The following is a 21071-nucleotide window of genomic DNA, read 5'->3' on the forward strand; positions in this document are numbered from 1 at the left end:
CGCGGCGATCAAACGCCGCTGCGCGATCGCCTTGCCGCCGCCCTGCCCTTGTCGGCACAGACATCGCGCACGCAGCCGCGCAGCCAGCGATGGCCGGCATCGGCGTCCATCCGCGGATGCCACAGCATCGACACCGTGATCTCCGGCGGCTGGAATGGCAACGCGAAGCTGAACATGTCCTCGCGCAGCGTCTCGGTGTGCCGCGACGGCACTGTGGCGACGAGATCGGACCGGCGCGCGAGCGCCAGCGCCGTGGTGAAGCCGCCGACAATCGCTGCGATCTCGCGCTGCAGGCCGAGCGCGGCCAGCCGTTCGTCGACGAGGCCGCGCGCGTCGCCGGAATGCGAGAACACCACGTGACGCGGCGCGGCATAGCGCGCCGGCGTGATCTTGCCACGGCTCAGCGGATGGCCGGCGCGCACGACGCCGACATAGCGATCGTCGAACAGCGCCAGCGTGCGGATCTCGGGCCCGATGCGGTCGTCGACGACGCCGGTCTCGAGATCGACCGTGCCGTCGCGCAGCAGGGTGCTGTCCTTGTTGGCCTTGGCGAGGAAGCGCAGCCGCACCCCCGGCGCCTCCGCGCCGACCCGCACCATGAGGTCGGGGCCGAAACTCTCGACAAAGCCGTCGCTGGTGCGCAGCGTGAAGGTCCGCGCCAACCGCGCCGGGTCGAGCGCCTCGCCCGGCCGCAGCACGCCCGCCGCCTCCTGCACCAGCGGGCCGATGCGCTGGCGCAGTTCGAGCGCGCGCGGCGTCGGCACGAGGCCACGCCCGGCGCGCACCAGCAGCGGATCGCCCATGGTGTCGCGCAGCCGGGCGAGCGAGCGGCTCATCGCCGAGGGGCTGAGCCGCAGCCGGCGCGCCGCACGCGCGACGCTGCCTTCCGCCAGCAGCACGTCGAGGGTCACGAGAAGGTTGAGATCGGGGATCGCCATGGCGCACCCTATAGCACGTCGCGCGGCGACATGTGGCGTCAAACGCACGAGTAGAGTGCAAATGCTGCGCGTTCCGCCATGCCACCGGCTGCGCTAGAGTTCGGCCAGCATCCGGGCCGAACGGCTCGCGCCGACCGCAGGAGACCGACATGACGGACAAAACGCCGGACGATCGCGACGGCCATCGCATGACCCGCTGTGTCGCCCGCGACGGCGCCTGGACCGCCGGAGCACATGCATGACGCGTCACGTCCGCCCCGCCGACCACGGCGCGCCCGCGCAGCCCGTTCCGCCGCCGCCCGCGGCGGGCATGGCCGGCGGCGATCATGGCGTGGCGCAGCCGCGGCTCGCCATCGCCGCCCTCCTCACCACGCTGGCGCTGGTGGTGCTCGATTCCGCCATCGCCAATGTCGCGCTGCCGACCATCGCCCACGCGCTGGACGTGACGCCGGCGGAATCCGTGCTGGTGATCACCGCCTATCAGACCGCCCTGGTGATGGCGCTGCTGCCCTGCGCCGCGCTCGGCGAGAGCTATGGCTTCCGCCGCGTCTATCTTGGCGGCGTCGCGCTGTTCACCGCGGCCTCCGCGCTGTGCGCCGCGGCGCCGTCGCTGCCATGGCTCGTCGCCGCCCGCGCGCTGCAGGGGCTCGGCGGCGCCGGCATCATGGCGCTCGGCATCGCGATGCTGCGCCTTGTCGTGCCGCCGCGCCGGCTGCCCGCCGCCATCGGCTGGAACGCGCTGGTGGTCGCGCTGACGTCCGCGACGGGCCCCAGCCTCGGCGCCGCGATCCTGTCGGTCGCGCACTGGCCGTGGCTGTTCGCCGTCAACCTGCCGCTCGGCATCGCGGCGCTCGCCGCCGCCCGCGCGCTGCCGCGGCATGTCGGCACCGGCCGCCGCCTCGATGGCCTCAGCGTGGTGCTGAACGTCGCCGCCTTCGCACTGGTCGTGATCGGCACCGAGATCCTGCCGCGCGAGCCGATCGCGGCCGTCGCGCTGCTCGGCGGCGGCGCGCTGGCGATGGTGATGCTGGTGCGCCGCGAGGCGCCGAAGGCCGCGCCGCTGTTTCCGCTCGACCTGCTGCGCGCGCCCTCGTTCCGCGTCTCGGTGATCGCCTCGGTGCTGAGCTTCTCCGCCCAGGTCTGCGCGTTCGTCGCGCTGCCGTTCTACCTGCAGCACACCCTCGGCAAGGACACGCTGACCACCGGCCTCTACCTGACGCCGTGGCCGCTGACGGTGGCGTTCGCCGGCCCCCTCGCCGGCCGTCTCGTCGGCCGCGTGCCCGGCGCGTGGCTGTGCGTCATCGGCGGCACGCTGCTGGCCGCCGGGCTGTTCGTCGCGGCGATCCTGCCGCTGCATGACGAGGCCTGGCCGATCGCGCTGTGCGCCGTGCTGTGCGGCGCCGGCTTCGGGCTGTTCAACGTGCCCAACAACCACAACATGTACCTGTCCGCCCCGCATGAGCGCAGCGGCGCGGCCGGCGGCATGCAGGGCACGGCGCGGCTGACCGGCCAGACCGCCGGCGCGGTGATCATGACGCTGCTGTTCAGCGTGATAGGCCTCGACCTTGCGCCGCGCATCGGCCTCGGCGTTGCCGCCGTGCTGGCGCTCGCCTCCGGCCTCGTCAGCGTCATGCGCACGCCGACGGCTGTACCGACGCGCTGAACCGGCGCATCGCGACAGGCGATCGCGCCGTCTCCGCCGCTGCCATCGCCGGCGGCGGCCCAGCGTCGCGGCGCGGACCGATCACGGCATCGTGTTGGTCCGCCGGAGCCGAAAACCGCATCCGCGGCGGCGGATGCCACCCCTCGCCCTGACCTAACCTCCTGAATTTGCGGACATCCGCTGCCGCGTTCACTTTCCTATTAATATCGCATACGATTAAATCGAATACGCTTGACGAGACAAGGGAGCCAGCCTAAATCAGACACACCAATCAATCGCATGCGATTGAATTCACCCCAGCAGAAGGACGCTTCCCATGACCGCCACCGCCAAGGTTCTCTTCACCGGCAAGACCCACATCACCGCCGGCGCCGATGGCGCCGCCCGCAGCAGCGACGGCTTCCTCGACGTCAAGCTGCCGCAGCCCCATCCTGCCGCCGAGCAGCTGTTCGGCGCCGCCTGGTCCGCCTGCTATCTCGGCGCGATCCAGCTCGCCGCCGCCCAGCGCAAGGTGACGCTGCCGGCCGTTCCCGCGGTCAACGCCGAGATCGATCTCAACCAGGCCGGCGGCGCGTTCTTTCTGACGGCGCGGCTCAACGTCAGCCTTCCGGGCGTCGACCGCGACACGGCCCAGGCCCTGGTCGATGCGGCGCACGGCATCTGCCCCTACTCCAAGGCGGTGCACGGCAACGTCGAGGTGACGACGACGCTGGCGTAACCCGCGCGTTTCACGCTGCTCGAGGGAGCCCTGCCCGGCAGCGGCTCCCTCGACCGTCCCCATCATTGCTTGAAGCAATGCTCGCGATGCCAGCGAAGGAAATGCGGATGCGGCCGATCTGACCCGCGTCGCGGCGGCAGCGCCTGACCGGACTTGTTGATGATCGACCGGATCTCGTCGGGATTGTTGGTTTGCCGCGACACCAGAATCTCGAGATCGTCCGAGAGGCTGATCAGCCCGCGATCGAACATCCAGTGCGCTGTGCCGGAAAGCGCGATGCCGTTGCTCACGATATCCGGACCATTGGCCTCCACCGGCCGAATGTGAGCCGCGGCAACCTCCGCTCGGCCGCCGCCATTGATGAGCTTGAGCCCGGTGATCACGCAGCGCTCGTCATAGGCCCGCAGCACCACACGTCGGAAGACACGATCGCGCTGGATCCTCGACATGGTGACACTGACGCGATCACGCTCCTGATCAAACAGGAACGGAGCTTGCTGTTCGTCGAAGCCCGGCAATGACGCGTCGTGGTCGAGGCGTGGCAGCAGCGGGGCCTTGTCCTCGAAACCCAGTTCGATGATCCGCCGGAAATCGGCAGGAGAGATCGGCCGCACCGCCGACTGCGCCCGCCCCGAAATCCGCCCCTGATCGTTCAGGACCCCGGTCTCGACCGGCCCCGTCGGCCCGTTGAACGGAACGGGATTGGCAAAGTCGAGATAGCTCCCCGGCTCGATCAACGCCAGGTACATCCCCTCGGCACCGGGATCGGGAATGACCTGCCCGACCCGCGCGATCGCAAAATAGCCGCGCGTCTCCACAATCTTGCGCGGCTCATAGTAGATGATCCAGTCGCCAACACAGGCTTCGACACGGCGCAGGTACTGCGCCGGAAACTGATACTGTTCGGCAGGGCTGTCCTCGTAGATCGAGTCCGAGCGATGAATGAAGACGCCAAACCCCATGGCTTTCCGACGCGGCCTTTCCGCCAAGCTTGCTTGTTCTCGGCCAGCTCTCGCCCAAAGCGAGATCGGCCCGCCCCTTCGTCATCGGCCCGACAGCCTGCCGACTCCAGCCGCGGATGACCCGATCGAATGTAACAAACTGACTTCGCCGCGCAAGATTCACGCTGTCGCGGCAACGCCTTGAGAAGCAGCCTGCCCGACCTCGCAGAAACACCGCCACGCCTCGAGGAGGCCCGAGATGGACGATCGTACGATCCGCGCGGCTCTGGATCAGCACTGGGCCGCCTCCGACGCCAACGACTTCGACGCCGAACACGCGATCTACCATGAGGATGCGGTGCTCGAATATCCCCAGTCCGGCGAGCGCATCCGCGGGCGGGCGCACATCCAGCTGTCGCGCACCGCGCAGCCGAACAGCAAGCGCTTCGAGGTGCGGCGGATCGTCGGCGCAGGCGACATCTGGATCACCGAATACGTCCTGACCTATGACGGGCGGCCGTCCTTCACCGTGAGCATCATGGAGTTCGTCGGCGGCAAGGTCGCCCGCGAGACCCAGTATTTCGGCGATCCGTTCGCGCCGGGCGCCTCGCGCGCGCAATGGGTCGAGCGGATGTCCTGACGGGCGGCGACGCAGACCTGCCGCGGCACGCCGCCGCCGTCACGGCGGGCCCTGGAGACGGCCGGTCACGAACGCTTGATTTCCTAATTCAATTAGGCAAAATCATAATCTCATTATTCGACATCGGCGGGCCGCGACGGCCCGCGGGAGCTGCCGGCGTGCGACAATCAGCATCTGCAAGAGTCGACCTTGCCAGGATCCGCCAGGAAGCCTCCGGTCTCGCCAATCGCTTCGGCATCGACGGCCTGTCGATGAACGCGCTCGCGGAGGCGCTGAGCATCCGCACGCCCTCGCTGTACGCGCATGTCTCGGGAATCGGCGAGGTGAAGCGCCTTCTGGCCATTCAGGGATTGGAAGACCTCGATCGCACCGCGACCCGCGTCACCATCGGCAAGTCAGGCCGGGACGCGGTCCGCGCGCTGCTGATCGGCTATCGCGCATTCGCCGCAAAGAACCCCGGGGTATATGCCGCGACCATCCCGACGCCGCCGCGCGGCGACAAGGAGTGGCGGGCGGCGGCCGACCGCATCAACCAAACCTGCAGGGCGGCGCTCCAGGGCTATGGCTTCGGCGGACAGGACGTCGTCCATGCGCTGCGTGGCCTGCGCAGCCTCGCCCATGGATTTGCGTCGCTCGAAGCGACCGGCGCGCTGAAGAATCCTGTCAGCCGGGACGAGAGTTTCACCTGGCTGATCGACGCCTTTCTCGCCGCGCTCGACACCATGGCGCCGGGATCACAACCGGACAAGGACCACCGATGATCTACCCGCTTCTCGTTTTCGCCGGTGCCCTGCTGTGCAACTGCGTTCCACACCTCACGGCGGGGCTGCAGGGGGAGCCCTTTCCAACGCCGTTCGCCAAGCCGAGAGGGATCGGGCCATCGTCGCCGCTGGTCAACGTCCTGTGGGGCGCGTTCAATCTCGCAGCCGCCGTCACCATCCTCAGCGTCCATCCGGTGCCCCTCGGCGCCAATCTCGACTGCCTCGCCATCGGCGCCGGTGCCCTTGCGCTCGGCATCCATCTGTCGCGCCATTTTGGCCGGGTGCGCAACCGGCCGGTCGCAGCGCCATCGCATGAGCCGGTGGATCGCACGGGTCCAGCGTGATCCCGTTGTGCATGGCGCGAGGGGGCGTCACCTCACGGCCGGCCCGAACCACTTCGTCAGCGCATCTGTCAGGCCCGCGTCCGTGCCCTCGCCCACCCAGGCGACGTAACCATCGGGCCGGATCAGCACGGCTGCAGGCGCCGGCACTGTGCCGATGACCGGGAGCTCCCACGCGCCGTCATAACGGGCCACCACCGACCTCACCCGATCCGCCCACGGCGTGATATCGACGTCACAGCCCGCCCCGAACCCGAGCAGCAGCGGCCGCGCGGCGTGCAACAGGCTGAACAGCCGCAGCGGGCCATATTCCGTCATCAGATCGAGATCGGGCATGCGGCGCCCCAGCAACGGATGCCCCTCGCCGAGATCGTAGCGGATGTCGAGGCCGGACATCTGCGCCGCGAGACGCCGGCGCGGCCCGTCCATGCCAGCGAGGTCGGCGACGATGTCGCGCAGCGCGTCGGTGCGCGGATCGGACCGGCGCAGCGCGACCAGCGCCATGGTGGTGCGCAGCACCCGCGCGCCGACGCCATGGCGCTCGGTGTGGTAGCTGTCGAGCAGGCTGTCGGACGAGATGCCCTTCACCACCTGCGCGAGCTTCCAGCCGAGGTTCACCGCATCCTGCACGCCGGTGTTGAGGCCCTGGCCGCCGTCGGGCGCATGCACATGGGCGGCATCGCCGGCGAGCAGCACCCGCCGGTCGCGATAGGCGGCCGCCTGCCGCGTGGTATCGGTGAAGCGCGAGATCCACGCCGGACTGTGGACGCCATAGTCGGTGCCGCAGGCGGCGACCAGCGCGGCGCTGAGATCGGCGAGCGTCGGCTCCGTCCTGGCTCCGATCTTGGCGCCGGTCTTGGCGCCGACCTCGGCCTCCGTCACCATGATGCGGATCGGCCCGTCGGCGGCGAACACGACCTTGCCGTCGCGGATCTCGTACTTTTCGCGGCCGAAGGCATGGACACCGTGGGCGTTGCGATGGACGCCCAGCTCCCGCGGCTGCGCCAGTTCGGCCTCCGCGAGCAGCGCGCTGGTCGTCGGGTCCCAGCCAGGGAAATCGATGCCGGCGACCTTGCGGACGAGGCTGCGCCCGCCATCGCAGCCGACAAGGTATTGCGTCCGCAAGGCGCCACCGTCGGACAGCGCGACATCGACGCCATCCGCATCCTGGACGAAGCCTGTGACCTCGCGGCCGCACAGCATCGTCACCGGCAATTCGCCGACCCAGCCGGCGAGGATGCGCTCGATGTGGTTTTGCCACAGCCCGAGCCCGTAGGGATGCCGTGTCGGACAATCGCCGAGATCGAGCGACACCCCGCCGAAATAAGCTGTCTGCGCCTTCTGTCCCTCGGCCAGGAAGCGCGCGACGATGCCGCGCTGGTCGAACACCTCGAGGGTCCGCGCATGCAGCCCGCCGGCCCGCGAGCCCACAAGCTCCTGGCTCGCGCGCCGCTCGACCACGGCGACATCGACGCCCGCCAGCGCCAGCTCGCCCGCCAGCATCAGCCCCGTCGGGCCCCCGCCGGCAATCACCACCGCGGGTTCCGCCGCCCTCGCTTCACACCCCGATCCCGCCCCGCGCATCGCCGACCTCCCTCGCAGACTGCCTGGGCCGCGGTTCTACGCGAGGGTCACGGGATTGAAGCAAGGGGGATGGCAACCATATGTAGAGTAGAGAGAGCGGGAGCCGGCTGGCCCTGCGGCAGGTGGCTCCTCGCGGTGGGCGCGATGCTCGTCAGCTCGACGTCGCCAGCTTCGTCGCGAAGCTGCGGTAGGAGTGCAGCGGGCGGCCGAGGATCGTGGTGAGGCGCTCGACATCGCCAGCCTGCGGGATCATGCCATCGCTGACATAGCGCTCGGCCATCAGGCGCATCTCATAAGCCATCCACTTCGGCATGAAGGTCGCAAGATTCTGCTCGAAGGCGGTGGGATCATCGCCGCCATAGACGACCGGGCGGCCAAGAACGTCCGACCAGATCGCCGCCGCGTCCGGCCCGGTCAGCGTGTCGGGGCCGACGAGATTGATGGTGGCGAGCGGCAGCTTGCCCGGCGCCTCGTCGCGGCGGATCAGCTCGATCGCGGCGACCTCGGCGATGTCGCGGGCATCGACCATCGCAACGCCCTTGCTGCCGATCGGCATCGGATAGACGCCGTGATTAACGATGATGTCCTTGATCATGAGTTCGTTGTCGATGAAGTAGGACGGGCGCAGGATCGTGGCGCTGAAGCCCATCTGTTCGATCATCCGCTCGGCGCCGGACTTCACCGCGAAGTGCGGCACATTCACGAAGCGATCGGCGTGGATCACCGAGAGGTAGACGACCCGCTCGACGCCGGCCTCACGGGCGACGTTCAGCGCGATCAGCGCCTGGGTGAATTCGTCTCCCGCCACCGCGTTGAGCAGAAACAGCGTGCGGACACCGCGGAACGCGGCTCGCAGCGCGTCGAGATCCAGCAGGTCGCCCTGCGCAACACTTACGCTGGCGGGCAAGCTGGCCTTGGCGGGATCGCGGACGAAGACGCGCACGTCGGCGCCGCGCTGGACGAGCTGATCGACGACATGGCGGCCGACACGGCCGGTGGCACTGGTCACGAGGATGGTCATGGGGGTTTCTCCTGGGTTTGGGGTCAAAAGACATCCTGGAGATTAGTGATCCACATTCGAGCCGATAGTCGCTACAATTGGACGTACCGTCTCACTGGTGGAACAAATGGACCTGCTGGCCCTCGCCGACTTCACTCTGGTCGCCCGCCACGGCGGTTTCGGGCGGGCCGCGCGGGCTTCCGGACGGCCCAAGGCCACGCTGTCCCGCCGGGTCGCAGAGCTCGAGGCCGCGCTGGGCCTGCGCCTGTTCGAACGCGGCGCGCGCATTCTCAAGCTCACGGAGGAAGGCCGCGCGCTGTTCGAGCGCGCGGGCCTGCTGCTGACTGAACTCGAGGAGACGGCCGCGGCGATCGCCTCGGGGGGCGAACGGCCGCGCGGCACGTTGCGGATCAGCGCGCCCCTGCTGTTCTCACAGACCGCGATGGGCAAGATCGCCGCCGGCTTCGCCCTGAAATATCCTCAGGTGAGGCTCGAGGTCACGACGGAGGACCGCCCCGTCGACATGATCGAGGAGGGTTTTGATCTCGTGATCCGCGTCAACCCTGATCCGGATGACAGCCTGGTGGGACGCGCGTTCCTGCGTGACCGCCTGGCGGCGGTGGCAAGTCCTGCCCTCGCCCTGCCGGCCGATGGGCACAGGACTCCGGCCGTCGTGCGCTCGGCGGGTGATCGGCGGGACTGGCAGGTGCGGACGGCGGCGGGCGTCGTGACCATCGCGATCGAGCCGGTGCTGGCGCTGTCGTCGCTTGTCATGGTGAGGGACGCGGTGCGCGCCGGTGTCGGCGCCGGCCGCCTGCCGATCTCGCTCGTGAGCCACGATCTCGCCGACGGCACGCTGGTCCACTGGGGCGATATCGATGGACCGGAGATCGCGCTGTGGGCGCTCTATCCGTCGCGGCGGCTGCTCAGCGCCCGCGTCTCGGCCTTTCTCGACTATCTCAGGCAGGCGTTCCCGACCGGCGCCCCGGACGAACTCGCCGCGTATATCGGCAGATGACGCCAGGACACGGGCCACGAGGGTGGTGGCCACACCTCCGCGCAACATCCTGAAGGATCGCGCTGCAGGTCAGCCTCGCGACAGCTTCATCCAGAGCACGACGTGCCGGCCCGGGGAGACCGAGCTGCAGAGACAGTCGAAGCATCTCTTGTCCGGAGATCAATAGCAGCCTCCAGCGCGCGGCTGAGCTCGTGAAGCTCGTAAGGCTTTCGCAGAATCGGAAACTCGATGCCGGACTTTCGCGCCGCTTCGCTGTAGCCCGTCGCCAGAATGACCGGCATATCGGGTTGGTGGTCCCGGAGATAGCGCGCCAGACCAAGCCCATCCATCTCGCCGGGCATGACGACGTCGCTGAACACGAGGTCAATGTCGTCGCGGTCAAGCGATTGAAGCGCGCTCGGCGCGTCACGCACCCATTTCACTCGATAGCCGAGTTCCTCCAGCAAACCAGCATGAGCGGTCGCGACGTCGGGATTGTCCTCGACGACCAGCACTGTCCGGACCTCGCGCGACAAGGACGCATTGTTCATTTCCGCGACACGGTGTCGCGGGAGAAGCAACGATACCTCGGTCCCCTTGCCGAGTTGTGTTGAGATCTGAACCGAGCCCCCCGCCTGGTTGGCGAAGCCGTGCACCTGGGATAGACCCAGGCCGGTCCCCTTGCCCACAGGCTTGGTCGTGAAGAACGGATCGAACACCTTTGTCAGGACATCATCCGGAATGCCCTGCCCCGTATCGATGACGGCGATGCATACGTGATCTCCGGAGCGTTCGCCGTCGTGCACGTTCTTCACGTCGATCGTAATCCTGCCGCCCTGCGGCATCGCATCACGAGCGTTAAAGACCAGGTTCATCAGCGCCGTTTCGAGTTCGCTGGCGTCGGCAACCACAGGCCAAACATCTTCCACCGCGTTCACTATGAGATCGATGGAGCGACCAACGCCCGCCCGCAACACTTCTTCGATCGAAGCGATCGCCTCCACCACATCGATCTTCACCGGATTGATCTGCTGGCGGCGTGCGAATGTCAAAAGCTGGCGCGTCAGAGCGGCCCCCCGCTGTACGGTAGCCTCGATGGCCTGTGCTGCTTCCAGAATGCGAGGATCCGACGCGAAGCGTTTAATCATGCGCGTGCCGCCAGTCACGGCCATCAAAAGATTATTGAAGTCGTGGGCCACGCCCCCGGTGAGCTGACCGAGGGCATCCATTTTCTGGGATTCGGCGAGCTGCTTCTGAACCCTCTCCAGCTTCTGCTGCGCTTCACGTCGCTCGGTAATGTCCCGTGTGATCTTTGCGAAGCCGATCAGCTCTCCCGTGTCGTCCCTGATCGGATCGATAATCACGCTCGCCCAGAAGAACGACCCGTCCTTGCGAACTCTCAGCCCCTCTTCCTCGTAGCGCCCCTTCTCGCGCGCGATCTGCAGGGCCCGGGCCGGCTTTCCTGCTTCCCGATCGGCAGGGGTGTAAAAACGCGAGAAATGCTCGCCGACGATCTCGTCAGGCAGGTACCCCTTGATGCGCTGGCCGCCGAGATTCCAGTTGCTGACACGCCCTTCGGGATCAAGCATATAAATGGCGTAGTCTGTAACGCCCTGAACCAGAAGACGAAATTTCATCTCGCCATCGACGAGCCCAGATTGCTTTTTTTGCTTTTTTTCCATCTCGTCTCCTTAATTCATCGCAGCAACCCACATCGCGCCTGTTGGGTTGCCAATCGTGTCATGACACTGGCATCCGCCCTTCGCAATGCCCTCAACCTCGCTCCTCGCCTCTTCGTTCAGTAGGTCGAGAAGAGGCTTGCCACCATGCCGAGCGTGCACAGGCCCATGGCTGCGGTCGACACCCAACCCAGCCAATAGAGTGGACCGCGGACCACCAGCGGGCCCATGACCAATGGCTGCCGTACCAGAACCATGAGAATCGCCATCACGGGCGCCGCGGCGACGCCGTTGGCCACAGCGCTCCAGTAGAGCGCCTTGATGGGATCGATCGCCGTGAAGTTGAGCGCAATCCCTAAACATGCCGAAACAGCCAGCACGCCATAGAAGGCAGCCGCCTCGCGAGGCTTGCGCGAAAGTCCTACCGGCCATCTGCGCCCTTCTCCCACGGCATAGGCCGTCGCCCCGGCCAGCGCCGGGATCGCCAGCATTCCCGTGCCGATGATGCCCAGCGCGAACACGATCCCTGCAAAGTCACCGGCGATCGGTCGCAGCGCTTCCGCCGCCTGCGCCGACGTCTCGATCGCTGTGATGCCGTGCGCATGCAGTGTCGCGGCGGTCGTCAGGATAATCGAAAGACCGATGACATTCGAAAATGCCATGCCAGCCAGGGTATCGACCCGGATGCGGCGGAACTCGCGGCGCGCTTCCTCATCATCATGCGCCAACGGCTCCTTGCGCCTGTCGATACGCTGCTCCTCGGCCTCCTGCGACGACTGCCAAATGAACAGATACGGTGAGATCGTCGTGCCGAGGATCGCCACCAGCGTCGTCAGGAAACTGGCAGACCATTCGATCCGCGGGATAAAGAGACCCGAAAGCGCCTTGGTCCATGGGACATGCACCGTCGCCAGCGCAATGACGTACGCGAACAGCGTCAGAGTCAGCCACTTCAGCATGGAAACGTAAAACTTGTAGTCGAACAGAATCTGAGCAGCGACGGATACCATCCCGAAAACGACCACATAAAGAATGCGCGGACCATGAACCAGCGTCGCCAAAGCATCAGCCATGGCGCCGAGGTCGGCGGCGATGTTGATGGTGTTGGCAACGAAGATCAGCCCCAGCAACGGCCAAATGAGTGCCAATGGCAGATGCCGGGATACATTGCCGGCGATGCCGTGACCGGTCACGCGGCCGATCCGCGCGGAAATCTCCTGGATTGCCGTCATCAACGGATAGGTCAGGATCATGCTCCAGCCGATACCGAATCCGAGTTGCGCTCCTGCCTGGCTGTAAGTACCGATACCCGAAGGATCGTCGTCGGACGCGCCGGTGATCAGGCCTGGCCCAAGCCAGCGCAGGATCCGCCTCAGGCGGATTGCTTTCCATCGTTTGGCCATCAGCCCCATGGCAGCATCAGTCATGGGCGCCAAGCCCCCTCATCCATTCATCTCGTCCGCATCTCGTCCGCATCGCTTCAGAGGCAGAAATAAACCCGCCCCTGTTCTCCAACCAGCGCGCGCCAGACGAACCGGAACGCGCGGGATTCGTTCCCGCGCGATCGCCGCCTCCATGCATACAACTTCTCAGATGCATTGGCGTTCGTTCCGTAAAAAGTCGGCCACGTCTGGAACATCGTGGTCATGCCATCCGTTCACCGCTCGCTGACAACCATCAGGAGCGGCCCATGGCAACGCGACAAACCAAGCAAAAGACCCTCGACGACCTCTTCTACGAAACCCTCAAGGATATCTATTTTGCCGAGAAGCAGATCCTGAAGGCCTTGCCCAAGATGGCGAAGGCGGCGAACACAAGCGAACTCAAGGAAGCGTTCGAAACGCACCGCGAACAGACGGAAGGGCACGTCGAGCGGCTCGAGACCATCTTCGAGCTCATCGAGAGACCCGCACGAGGCAAGACGTGCGACGCCATCCTCGGCATCATCGAAGAAGGCAAGGAAGTGATGGACGAGTTCGGGGATTCGAACGCGCTTGATGCCGGCCTGCTGTCCGGCGCCCAGGCTGTCGAACACTACGAGATCTCCCGCTATGGGACGTTGAAGTCATGGGCGGGCGAACTCGGACTGCAAGAGGCCGTCAAACTGCTCGACCAGACGCTGAAAGAAGAAAAGGAAACCGATGCACTGCTGACCAAGCTCGCCGGTTCGGCGATCAACAAGGCAGCCGCCTGACCTGACGCCTCCGAACACTTTGCCTGCTTACCATCGGGCGGCCTGCCGCCCGATGGTGCGAAGTAGCGGCTTCCGCATCGTCAGTACGCCCCGTTAGGGATCACGCCGCTCGCCAGCCGGTTTATGCCCGGGCGGATCATCTTTTGAAGCCTGGCGGCTCACATTACGTGCGCGTTCCTTGTCCTTGGGCTGTTCTTGTCCCATGTCATCACGGACAATCCCTTGGTCTTGCTGCTGGGCTCCATTCTGTTTTCTCGGATTCATCTCGGCCTCCCATTCAGGCGGCTCGACAACGAACCTGTCACAACTCGCGCCATCACGACGAGACAACTGCTCGCGGTCGCATAACGATATGTGCGAAGCATCTCACATGCATCTCGCACGCTTTACGCTGGTTCGCTGATCGGCTGTGGGCGTCTCCTGGCTAAAAAACGAAGTCTTTGCTCAAACCGCCGCAGCGCGCCTCGTTCCCGATTTCCGCTGTTTTTCACGCCCGCCGAACCACTCGCGCCTTGCGAAAGGCCTCCCGCCTCCTGCAGGTCAGACCTGCGCGCTCGGCATCAGATCGTCACCGTTCCCAACCCAAGGAGCTGAATTTAAAGCGTAACCACCATCACAAAGCTGCCGGCAGCACGCGGTGTCCATGAGTGCCAGCCCGTTCCTAGGGCCCTTTGAGGTGTTCTCGCGAACCACCCAGGCCTACAGTTGGCTCAGCAGAAAAGGGAGGTAGCGATGTCGAACGAAATCAATCAGGTATATTTTTCGCGCGCGATCGAGCTGCGGGCTCAAGCTGCGCGATGCGCCTGTCGCGCACGCGCCCACCCAATTGGCGCGGAGCGGAACGAGTTGCGTCGGGTGGCATCTGCCCTGAGGGCGCTTTCGGATACAGAGGCATGGTTGAACGGCAGCGTTCAATCGCCGCGCTGGAGCCCTCACGAGCGACGCCAGAGGACGCGGTCCTTGCGCTCCCCTGATCGTTTCCTGTGAAGCCATCTCTATGCGATCGCCGGGATCTCGCTGCCAGATTGCCGCCTTCGCCACTGCCATGGCGCCCATCTCATCGACCGGTGAGAGACACGAAAGGTCAGCATCCTTCTCACGCGTCAGTTGGCCTGCGACTTTGGCTTGATCATCCTGTCGGTCCGTGAGGGCCACAACCAGACGGGAGCATTCGATGCAAGCGGTCATCGCCGCGCTCTGGTCGCTGGCGTGGCAACGACGACACGTCGAACAGCGGCTGGTTCCACCGCCCTCTCGCTTCACATCCCGGTCCCGACCCGCACATGGTCCACCTCCCTAGCTGACTGCCTGGGTTGGCGGTTCTACGTGAGGGTCACGGGCTTGGCCGCGTTGAATCCGAGACATCGCGTCAGCCATAGCGCGCAGGAGTGACCAACCCGGAATGCACTGTGCCCCGCGATGGTACGATGCTGCGCACCATCCTGCGCCGGAGTAAGACGAACTGCATGACGAATGACGCCGCCAGGATCGAACTGACACCAGCCGAACTGCGGGCCGTCGCCGCTTACGCAGTGGCTTGCGGCAGCCGGTGCGGCATTCCTTCATCCGCTCGCGCAATCAACACAGGTCAAACACATTCTTGGATCGGCCGGCCATGCGGCACGCGCGCTTGAACTCTCTGCCAGCGACAAGGCGGATGTTGGCAGCGACTGCATTGCCGGGTTGCGGAGGCTTGCGCATCCGGTCGTGGTGGACGTGCTGAGACGCGACCCAACCGCCCCGCCTGGCGGTGGGCGAGTCGGAGAACTCATTCGCGAATTGGACGCTTCGCTGAGATAAGCCGAACAGCGGCGACCACCGCCCCTCATTCCGACCCCGACACCAACCCGCGCACGGCCCGCCTCACCGACTGCACTGCCTGGGTTAGCGGTTCTACGCAATGGTTACGGGCTTGAAGAAAGAGCTCACCCGACGCATCGAGTGGACCGCCCCACCATGGCAACGTCCCTGATGGGACTTTTTCGTTCACGTTTCCTCTACAGCTCCCTGAAAGCCATTGTTCCAGTCTCTGGCCATGAAGCGCCCCGGCTTGCCAGAAAGAACAGCGAGCGATTGTTGCAGATTCCGTGCGATCGCCTCGTCAGACTTCAATCTCGAGAAGTAACGCAGAAGTTCCTTCTTGCGGCTGGGTGGCAGGCGGTCCCAGCCCGCCTTGGCAAGAGGCGTTTCGTTAAGCCCGACGCTGAACCAGGCAGGCATCGAATGTATGGGGCCAGGCTGGTATTCGTCGTCGAATTCAATGCTGAAAACCGCTGTATCGCCGACCTGCGTTCGGGAGGAACGACGAACGGGGCCAGCAAGATAAAGGAAATATCCCCCGTCCCCTTTAGGCATCATGTTGACCCGCCAGGGTTCATCGGGTTTGCCGTTGACTTGCACGCGCACCGGCATCGGCTGTCGCCATCCCGGCTTGAGCTGTGATGCGTACTCGGCTCCGACGAACACGTAGGGGTTGATGCCGCGTTGTTCGATCTTTAGTTCAAGCCGCAACGGATTCATCCTCCGATCATGCCGAGGCCGCTCAGTCCGGGGCGGCGAAAATCACTCCCACTCAATCGTCCCCGGCGGCTTGCTCGTCACGTCGTAGACCACACGGTTGACGCCCTTCACCTCGTTGATGATGCGCGTCGCGGTGGCGCCGAGGAAGCGCATGTCGAAGGGATAGAAATCGGCGGTCATGCCGTCGGTCGAGGTCACGGCGCGCAGGCCGACCACGTAGTCATAGGTGCGGCCGTCGCCCATCACGCCCACGGTCTTGACCGGCAGCAGCACCGCGAAGGCCTGCCAGATGGTGTCGTAGAGCCCGGCGCGGCGGATCTCCTCGATGTAGATCGCATCCGCCTTGCGCAGAATGTCGAGCTTGTCGCGGGTGATCTCGCCGGGGCAGCGGATGGCGAGGCCCGGGCCCGGGAACGGGTGGCGGCCGACGAACACGTCCGGCAGGCCGAGCTCGCGGCCCAGCGCGCGCACCTCGTCCTTGAACAGCTCGCGCAGCGGCTCCACCAGCTTCATGTTCATGCGCGCCGGCAGGCCGCCGACATTGTGGTGCGACTTGATGGTCACCGACGGGCCGCCGGTGAACGACACGCTCTCGATGACGTCGGGATAGAGGGTGCCCTGCGCCAGGAAGTCGGCGCCGCCGATCTTCTTGGCTTCCGCCTCGAACACGTCGATGAACAGCTTGCCGATGGTCTTGCGCTTCACCTCGGGATCGGTGACGCCTTCAAGCTCGCCAAGGAACTGCTTCGACGCATCCACATGCACCAGCGGGATGTTGTAGTGGTCGCGGAACATGTCCACCACTGTCTCGGCTTCCGCAAGGCGCAGCAGGCCATGGTCGACAAACACGCAGGTGAGCTGGTCGCCGATCGCCTCGTGGATCAGCACCGCCGCCACCGCGGAATCGACGCCGCCGGACAGGCCGCAGATCACCCGGCCCTTGCCGACCTGCGCACGGATCTTCTCGATCGCTTCCTCGCGGAAGGCGCGCATGGTCCAGTCGCCGGTCAGGCCAGCGACCTTGCGCACGAAGTTGCGCAGCAGCTTGGCGCCATCCGGCGTGTGCACCACTTCCGGGTGGAACATCAGGCCATAGTATTTGCGGCTCTCATCCTGAATGATCGCGCACGGCGCATTGGGCGACACGCCGGCCACTTCAAAGCCGGGCGGCAGCTCCGTGATACGGTCGCCATGGCTCATCCACACCGGGTGGCGCTCGCCAACCGCCCAGGTGTCGTCGAACAGTGCGCTCTTGGTCTTGACCTCGACGTCTGCGCGGCCGAACTCGCGGTGATGACCGCCTTCCACCGTGCCGCCAAGCTGCGCCGCGAGGGTCATCTGGCCATAGCAGATGCCGAGCACCGGCACGCCGGAATCGAAAATGACCTGGGGGGCCCGGGGGGAACCGGTCTCGTGCACGGATTCAGGCCCGCCGGACAGGATCACGGCCTTGGGCTTCATCTCCTGGAAGGCGGCTTCCGCCTTCTGGAACGGCACGATCTCCGAATACACGCCCTCCTCGCGGACACGCCGCGCGATGAGCTGCGTCACCTGGCTGCCGAAATCGACAATCAGAATCTTGTCATGCTCCGGCGCCGTGAACGCGGCCGGGCGGGAGGTCTCGGTGTGGGCTGTCATGGCCAGCAAATACGCGACCCGCGGCGATCCGGCAACCGGGCAAATGCGGTGCCCCACACTCTTTGGGGGCCTCGACGCCCATTCATGTCGGGCCGGGCGTACCGGGACTCCGCCCGCCCGCTGAGCAGCCGGCTCGACAGGAAGACGATGACGTGGAGCCTATGTTGTTGACCCCGTCATGGCCGGGCTTGGCCCGGCCATCCACGTCTTCTTGGCCGAGCGGCTTTAAGACGTGGATGCCCGGCATAAAGCCGGGCATGACCGAGAAAATGGATAATTTTCCTGTTTCGGCAGAGACTTGCGGATGCAGACCGCTAGAACGATGCGGACGGCACTGGGAGCCTGGACGTGGATACTTGCGGAAGCGCGATGGACAGAAGCATATAGGTAAGCAATACTGACCTAATTAGAAACTTTCGGGAAAAACCCCATGCCATTGCCCTTCCCCGCCGCCGACCTCGAAGCCCTCGGCCGCGACTGGGTCGCCGCCTGGAACGCCGGCGATCTCGAGCGCGTGCTGGCCCTCTACGCCGACGACTGCGAGATGAGCTCCGCCGTCGCGCTGCGCCTCGGCGCCTCCCCTGACGGCATCGTCCGCGGCAAGGACGCGCTGCGGCGCTACTGGGCCCATGCGCTGTCCCTGATCACCGGGCTGCATTTCACGCTCATCGACATCTTCGTCAGCCCGGACAGCCTCGTCGTGTTCTATAGCAACGAGCGCGGCCACAAGATCTGCGAATACCTGCGGCTCAATGCGGCCGGCTTAATCGTGCAGGGCTCGGCGAACCATCTGGGGCATTGAGGGAGCGTAGCATCGGCGCAGTCTCTCCCCTCGTCCTGAGGAGCTCGCGAAGCGAGCGTCTCGAAGGACGGGGCCCGGGCGCTTCCACCTGCGACTTTACAAAGACGAGCGCGAGACCAGCGCCCCCGGGCCTCATGGTTAGAGACGGCGCTGCGCGCCTCCTCACCATGAGGGCTGAGGAAACGGCCAGTCGCTGGCAGCGCAGGAAAGAAAAGCGTCTCCCCCACCTCTGCGTCATCACCGGGCCGGCGCGCAGCGCCGTGACCCAGCTTCACAAACGCACGTCGTATGGCGAGCAAGCTGGATGCGCGAGTGACCTCAGTGCTGGCGATCCGTCGAAGACGGATCGCGCTGCCCGCGCATGACGCAGGGAAAGGCGGGAGGTCTAACTCTGTCGTGGCCGGGCTTGTCCCGGCCACCTCGCTTAGGGGCGCAGTGCCTTCCTTGTCGGGGTCGCCGGGAGACCTTAGTCTTGGCGATCCGTTAAAGACGGATCGCTCTGCCCGGCGACGACGAGATAGACGCTCAGCATCCTTACACAGCTAGACAATGATGCCGCCCCTTACGCCGCGCGCAGCACCGACACGAAAAACCCGTCGGTCCCCGTGCCGCGCGGGGTCATCAGCAGGCCTTCGGCGGAGACCTGCGTCGCGGCCAGGAAAGCATCAGCGCGGTCGCCAAGCGCGGCCGCGACCTGTGTCGGCGAAATCACGGTGAACGACGGCTGGCGCGCGAGGAAGGCGCGCACCTGGTCGCCGTTCTCTTCCGCCAGCACCGAACAGGTGATGTAGACGATCCGGCCGCCGGGCCGCACCAGGTCGGCGGCGCGGTCCAGCACTTCGGCCTGGCCCTTGAGCCGCACTTCAAGGGCGCCCGGCCGCATCCGCCACTTGGCGTCGGGGTTGCGGCGCCAGGTGCCGGTGCCGGTGCAGGGCGCATCGATCACCACGAGATCGGCCGACGCGCGGATGTCGGCGAGCGGATCGGCGGCGCCCTTGGGCGCGCGCACTTCGGCATTATGTACGCCGGCGCGCGACAGCCGCTCGTGGATCGGCGCGAGCTGACGCTTGTCATGGTCCGTGGCAATCAGCCGTCCCCGCCCCTGCATCATCGCCGCCAGCGCCAGCGTCTTGCCGCCGGCGCCGGCGCACAGATCGATGACCTGCTCGCCGGGCTTCGCCGCCGTCAGCAGCGCCGCGATCTGCGAGCCCTCGTCCTGAACCTCGACGCCGCCCTTGATGAAGATTTCCTCGGCCTGCACGCCGGGATTGCGCGCATCCGCCCCGAGCGCGATGCGCAGGCCGAGCGACGACCAGGACGTCGGCGTCGCGCCGAGATGCTTCAGTGCCGCGAGCGCCTTGTCCGGCGTCGACTTCAGCGTGTTGACGCGCAGGTCCAGCGGCGCACGCCGTGCCATCGCGGCGGCCTCCTCGGCCCGCGCATCTCCGAACACGCGCGTCAGAGACGCCTCCAGCCATTCCGGATAGTCGCCGGCAATATGCGCCGGCGCACCGTCGAGCGTGCGCGTCGCCAGCGCCGTGCGCTCGGCGTCGGTCAGCGGCTCGGGCGCGAAGCGCGAGCCGTCGCACAACGCCGCGATGGCGGCATCGTCGAGACCGCGCTCGAGCCGCAGCATGCCGAGCGCGCGACCGCGCGGCGTGTCGGCGTCGAGCAGGTAGGCGCTGGAGGCGCGGCGGCGCAGCACGTCGAAGACGAGGCCCGCGATCGCCGCGCGGTCGCCGGAGCCGGCGAAGCGGTGCGCCGTGCCCCAGTCCTTGAGCGCGCTGGCGGCGGGGATGCGTTGCGCGTCGATCGCGCTCAAGACCTCGATGGCGGCGGACAGCCGGGCGGCAGGCGTCATGGCGGGGTGAAAACCTTGTCTGGCAGCCCGGTGTCGAGGTTCTGACGCCGCGCCTGTCGCGGCGAACGTCAGACCCTCCGCACTAGAGCACCGTGAGAATCCTGAGGGCGAAATAGACCCACATGGCCAGCAGCACAAGGGCGCTGGCGACGTCCAGCAGGCCGCCGCGGCCCTCCGGCCCCGACAGCAGGAGGCCGGCGCGCAGCAGCCGCGTGACGACGAACACCCAGGCGAGCAGCACCATCACGAGGTCGGCCTGGCGCAGCGGCAGCGCCACCGCGACCACCGCATAGAACAGCAGCGACAGCACCAGCGGCTCGTCGACCGCCGTCACTGCCCCGCCGGCGGAGACGCGCGAGCGGGTGTTGAGCAGGAAGAATTGCGCCAGCGTGATCGCCACCAGCACGAACACCGGCAGCAGGATGCCCTGAATCATCATCGGAATGTCAGCCCCTTGCGTCGGTCGGCGCAGCCACGATCGGCCCGCCGCCCGGTTCTCGCAGGAAGCAATACCCGGCCCGGACATCGGTTCCATCGGGCGCGAGGGCGGACGGCCCGGGCGAAGCCTCGGCCGTGCATCCTGCGAGTCTCGCTGACGCTCGCGCCTCAGCATGACGGAGGAGAGCTCAAGGCCAGGACAACAGACAGCCGGCCGAAAGAAGACACAAGGCAGAACGTACATCGGCGTCGCGAGGCGATCCCCTCACAACGGCGAACGCAACCTCGAACCGAACGCCCTGCCCCCGTCCGTCACCTGAGGTGCATAGCCCCGGCTTCCGCCGGGGCATTCTTTA

The 21071-nt window shown here is 66.2% G+C and carries 18 protein-coding genes; 8 read left to right on the forward strand and 10 right to left on the reverse strand.

Features of this window, described 5'->3' with window-relative positions; translation table 11 throughout:
* Window positions 1–8: 8 nt before the first annotated feature.
* Window positions 9–938, reverse strand: a complete 930-nt coding sequence (locus tag JQ639_RS02395; RefSeq protein ID WP_211969636.1) for a LysR family transcriptional regulator — start codon at window positions 936–938, stop codon at window positions 9–11.
* Between the two features lie 238 nt (window positions 939–1176).
* Between JQ639_RS02395 and JQ639_RS02400 the strand changes: the two genes are divergently transcribed.
* Together JQ639_RS02400 and JQ639_RS02405 are read left to right on the forward strand one after the other, a co-directional pair.
* Window positions 1177–2601: an MFS transporter gene (locus tag JQ639_RS02400; protein ID WP_211969635.1), complete on the forward strand. Its 1425-nt coding sequence runs from the start codon at window positions 1177–1179 to the stop codon at window positions 2599–2601.
* Window positions 2602–2917: 316 nt separating this feature from the next.
* On the forward strand, window positions 2918–3319 hold the full coding sequence (locus tag JQ639_RS02405) for an Ohr family peroxiredoxin (protein ID WP_211969634.1): 402 nt from the start codon (window positions 2918–2920) through the stop codon (window positions 3317–3319).
* A gap of 62 nt (window positions 3320–3381) precedes the next feature.
* On the opposite strand, the gene JQ639_RS02410 is transcribed toward JQ639_RS02405, so the two are convergent.
* Window positions 3382–4281, reverse strand: coding sequence for an HNH endonuclease (locus tag JQ639_RS02410; RefSeq protein ID WP_211969633.1), 900 nt, complete (start codon window positions 4279–4281; stop codon window positions 3382–3384).
* 238 nt (window positions 4282–4519) lie between these two features.
* Between JQ639_RS02410 and JQ639_RS02415 the strand changes: the two genes are divergently transcribed.
* From JQ639_RS02415 to JQ639_RS02425, 3 genes are read left to right on the forward strand one after another with little or no spacing between them, the layout of a single operon-like run.
* Window positions 4520–4900: a nuclear transport factor 2 family protein gene (locus JQ639_RS02415; protein ID WP_211969632.1), complete on the forward strand. Its 381-nt coding sequence runs from the start codon at window positions 4520–4522 to the stop codon at window positions 4898–4900.
* On the forward strand, window positions 4879–5661 hold the full coding sequence (locus JQ639_RS02420) for a TetR/AcrR family transcriptional regulator (RefSeq protein WP_211969631.1): 783 nt from the start codon (window positions 4879–4881) through the stop codon (window positions 5659–5661). Before JQ639_RS02415 ends, JQ639_RS02420 begins: the two co-directional genes overlap by 22 nt.
* A complete protein-coding gene (locus tag JQ639_RS02425) occupies window positions 5658–6005 on the forward strand; it encodes a hypothetical protein (protein ID WP_211969630.1) in 348 nt (115 codons plus the stop codon). The genes JQ639_RS02420 and JQ639_RS02425 overlap by 4 nt, the downstream gene beginning before the upstream one ends.
* Window positions 6006–6032: 27 nt before the next feature.
* On the opposite strand, the gene JQ639_RS02430 is transcribed toward JQ639_RS02425, so the two are convergent.
* Both JQ639_RS02430 and JQ639_RS02435 read right to left on the reverse strand, forming a co-directional pair.
* Window positions 6033–7586, reverse strand: a complete 1554-nt coding sequence (locus JQ639_RS02430; protein ID WP_211969629.1) for an FAD-dependent monooxygenase — start codon at window positions 7584–7586, stop codon at window positions 6033–6035.
* Between the two features lie 151 nt (window positions 7587–7737).
* Window positions 7738–8607, reverse strand: a complete 870-nt coding sequence (locus JQ639_RS02435) for an SDR family oxidoreductase (RefSeq protein ID WP_211969628.1) — start codon at window positions 8605–8607, stop codon at window positions 7738–7740.
* A 106-nt stretch (window positions 8608–8713) separates the two neighbouring features.
* On the opposite strand from JQ639_RS02435, the gene JQ639_RS02440 reads away from it, so the two are divergent.
* The gene (locus JQ639_RS02440) at window positions 8714–9604 is read left to right on the forward strand and encodes a LysR family transcriptional regulator (RefSeq protein ID WP_211969627.1); all 891 of its coding nucleotides are present in this window, start codon (window positions 8714–8716) and stop codon (window positions 9602–9604) included.
* A gap of 86 nt (window positions 9605–9690) precedes the next feature.
* On the opposite strand, the gene JQ639_RS02445 is transcribed toward JQ639_RS02440, so the two are convergent.
* Both JQ639_RS02445 and JQ639_RS02450 read right to left on the reverse strand, forming a co-directional pair.
* Window positions 9691–11265, reverse strand: coding sequence for a PAS domain-containing hybrid sensor histidine kinase/response regulator family protein (locus JQ639_RS02445; protein ID WP_211969626.1), 1575 nt, complete (start codon window positions 11263–11265; stop codon window positions 9691–9693).
* Between the two features lie 116 nt (window positions 11266–11381).
* Window positions 11382–12689, reverse strand: coding sequence for an NRAMP family divalent metal transporter (locus JQ639_RS02450; protein ID WP_211969625.1), 1308 nt, complete (start codon window positions 12687–12689; stop codon window positions 11382–11384).
* Window positions 12690–12952: 263 nt separating this feature from the next.
* Between JQ639_RS02450 and JQ639_RS02455 the strand changes: the two genes are divergently transcribed.
* A complete protein-coding gene (locus JQ639_RS02455) occupies window positions 12953–13456 on the forward strand; it encodes a YciE/YciF ferroxidase family protein (RefSeq protein ID WP_211969624.1) in 504 nt (167 codons plus the stop codon).
* A gap of 1986 nt (window positions 13457–15442) precedes the next feature.
* Here JQ639_RS02455 and JQ639_RS02460 read toward each other — a convergent pair.
* Together JQ639_RS02460 and guaA are read right to left on the reverse strand one after the other, a co-directional pair.
* Window positions 15443–15976, reverse strand: coding sequence for a YdeI/OmpD-associated family protein (locus JQ639_RS02460; RefSeq protein WP_211969623.1), 534 nt, complete (start codon window positions 15974–15976; stop codon window positions 15443–15445).
* 42 nt (window positions 15977–16018) lie between these two features.
* Window positions 16019–17614, reverse strand: coding sequence for a glutamine-hydrolyzing GMP synthase (gene guaA, locus JQ639_RS02465; RefSeq protein WP_211969622.1), 1596 nt, complete (start codon window positions 17612–17614; stop codon window positions 16019–16021).
* A 430-nt stretch (window positions 17615–18044) separates the two neighbouring features.
* Here guaA and JQ639_RS02470 point away from each other — a divergent pair, with 430 nt between their 5' ends.
* Window positions 18045–18416, forward strand: a complete 372-nt coding sequence (locus JQ639_RS02470; RefSeq protein ID WP_211969621.1) for a nuclear transport factor 2 family protein — start codon at window positions 18045–18047, stop codon at window positions 18414–18416.
* A 562-nt stretch (window positions 18417–18978) separates the two neighbouring features.
* Here the strand turns inward: JQ639_RS02470 and JQ639_RS02475 are convergent.
* Together JQ639_RS02475 and JQ639_RS02480 are read right to left on the reverse strand one after the other, a co-directional pair.
* Entirely contained in the window at window positions 18979–20277 is a 1299-nt protein-coding gene (locus JQ639_RS02475) for an RsmB/NOP family class I SAM-dependent RNA methyltransferase (protein WP_211969620.1), read from the reverse strand.
* 82 nt (window positions 20278–20359) lie between these two features.
* Window positions 20360–20716 carry a hypothetical protein gene (locus JQ639_RS02480; RefSeq protein ID WP_211969619.1) on the reverse strand — a complete coding sequence of 119 codons (357 nt, stop codon included), beginning with the start codon at window positions 20714–20716 and terminating at the stop codon, window positions 20360–20362.
* Between the last annotated feature and the right edge of the window lie 355 nt (window positions 20717–21071).

Source organism: Bradyrhizobium sp. U87765 SZCCT0048 (assembly GCF_018131225.1).
GTDB lineage: Bacteria > Pseudomonadota > Alphaproteobacteria > Rhizobiales > Xanthobacteraceae > Bradyrhizobium_A.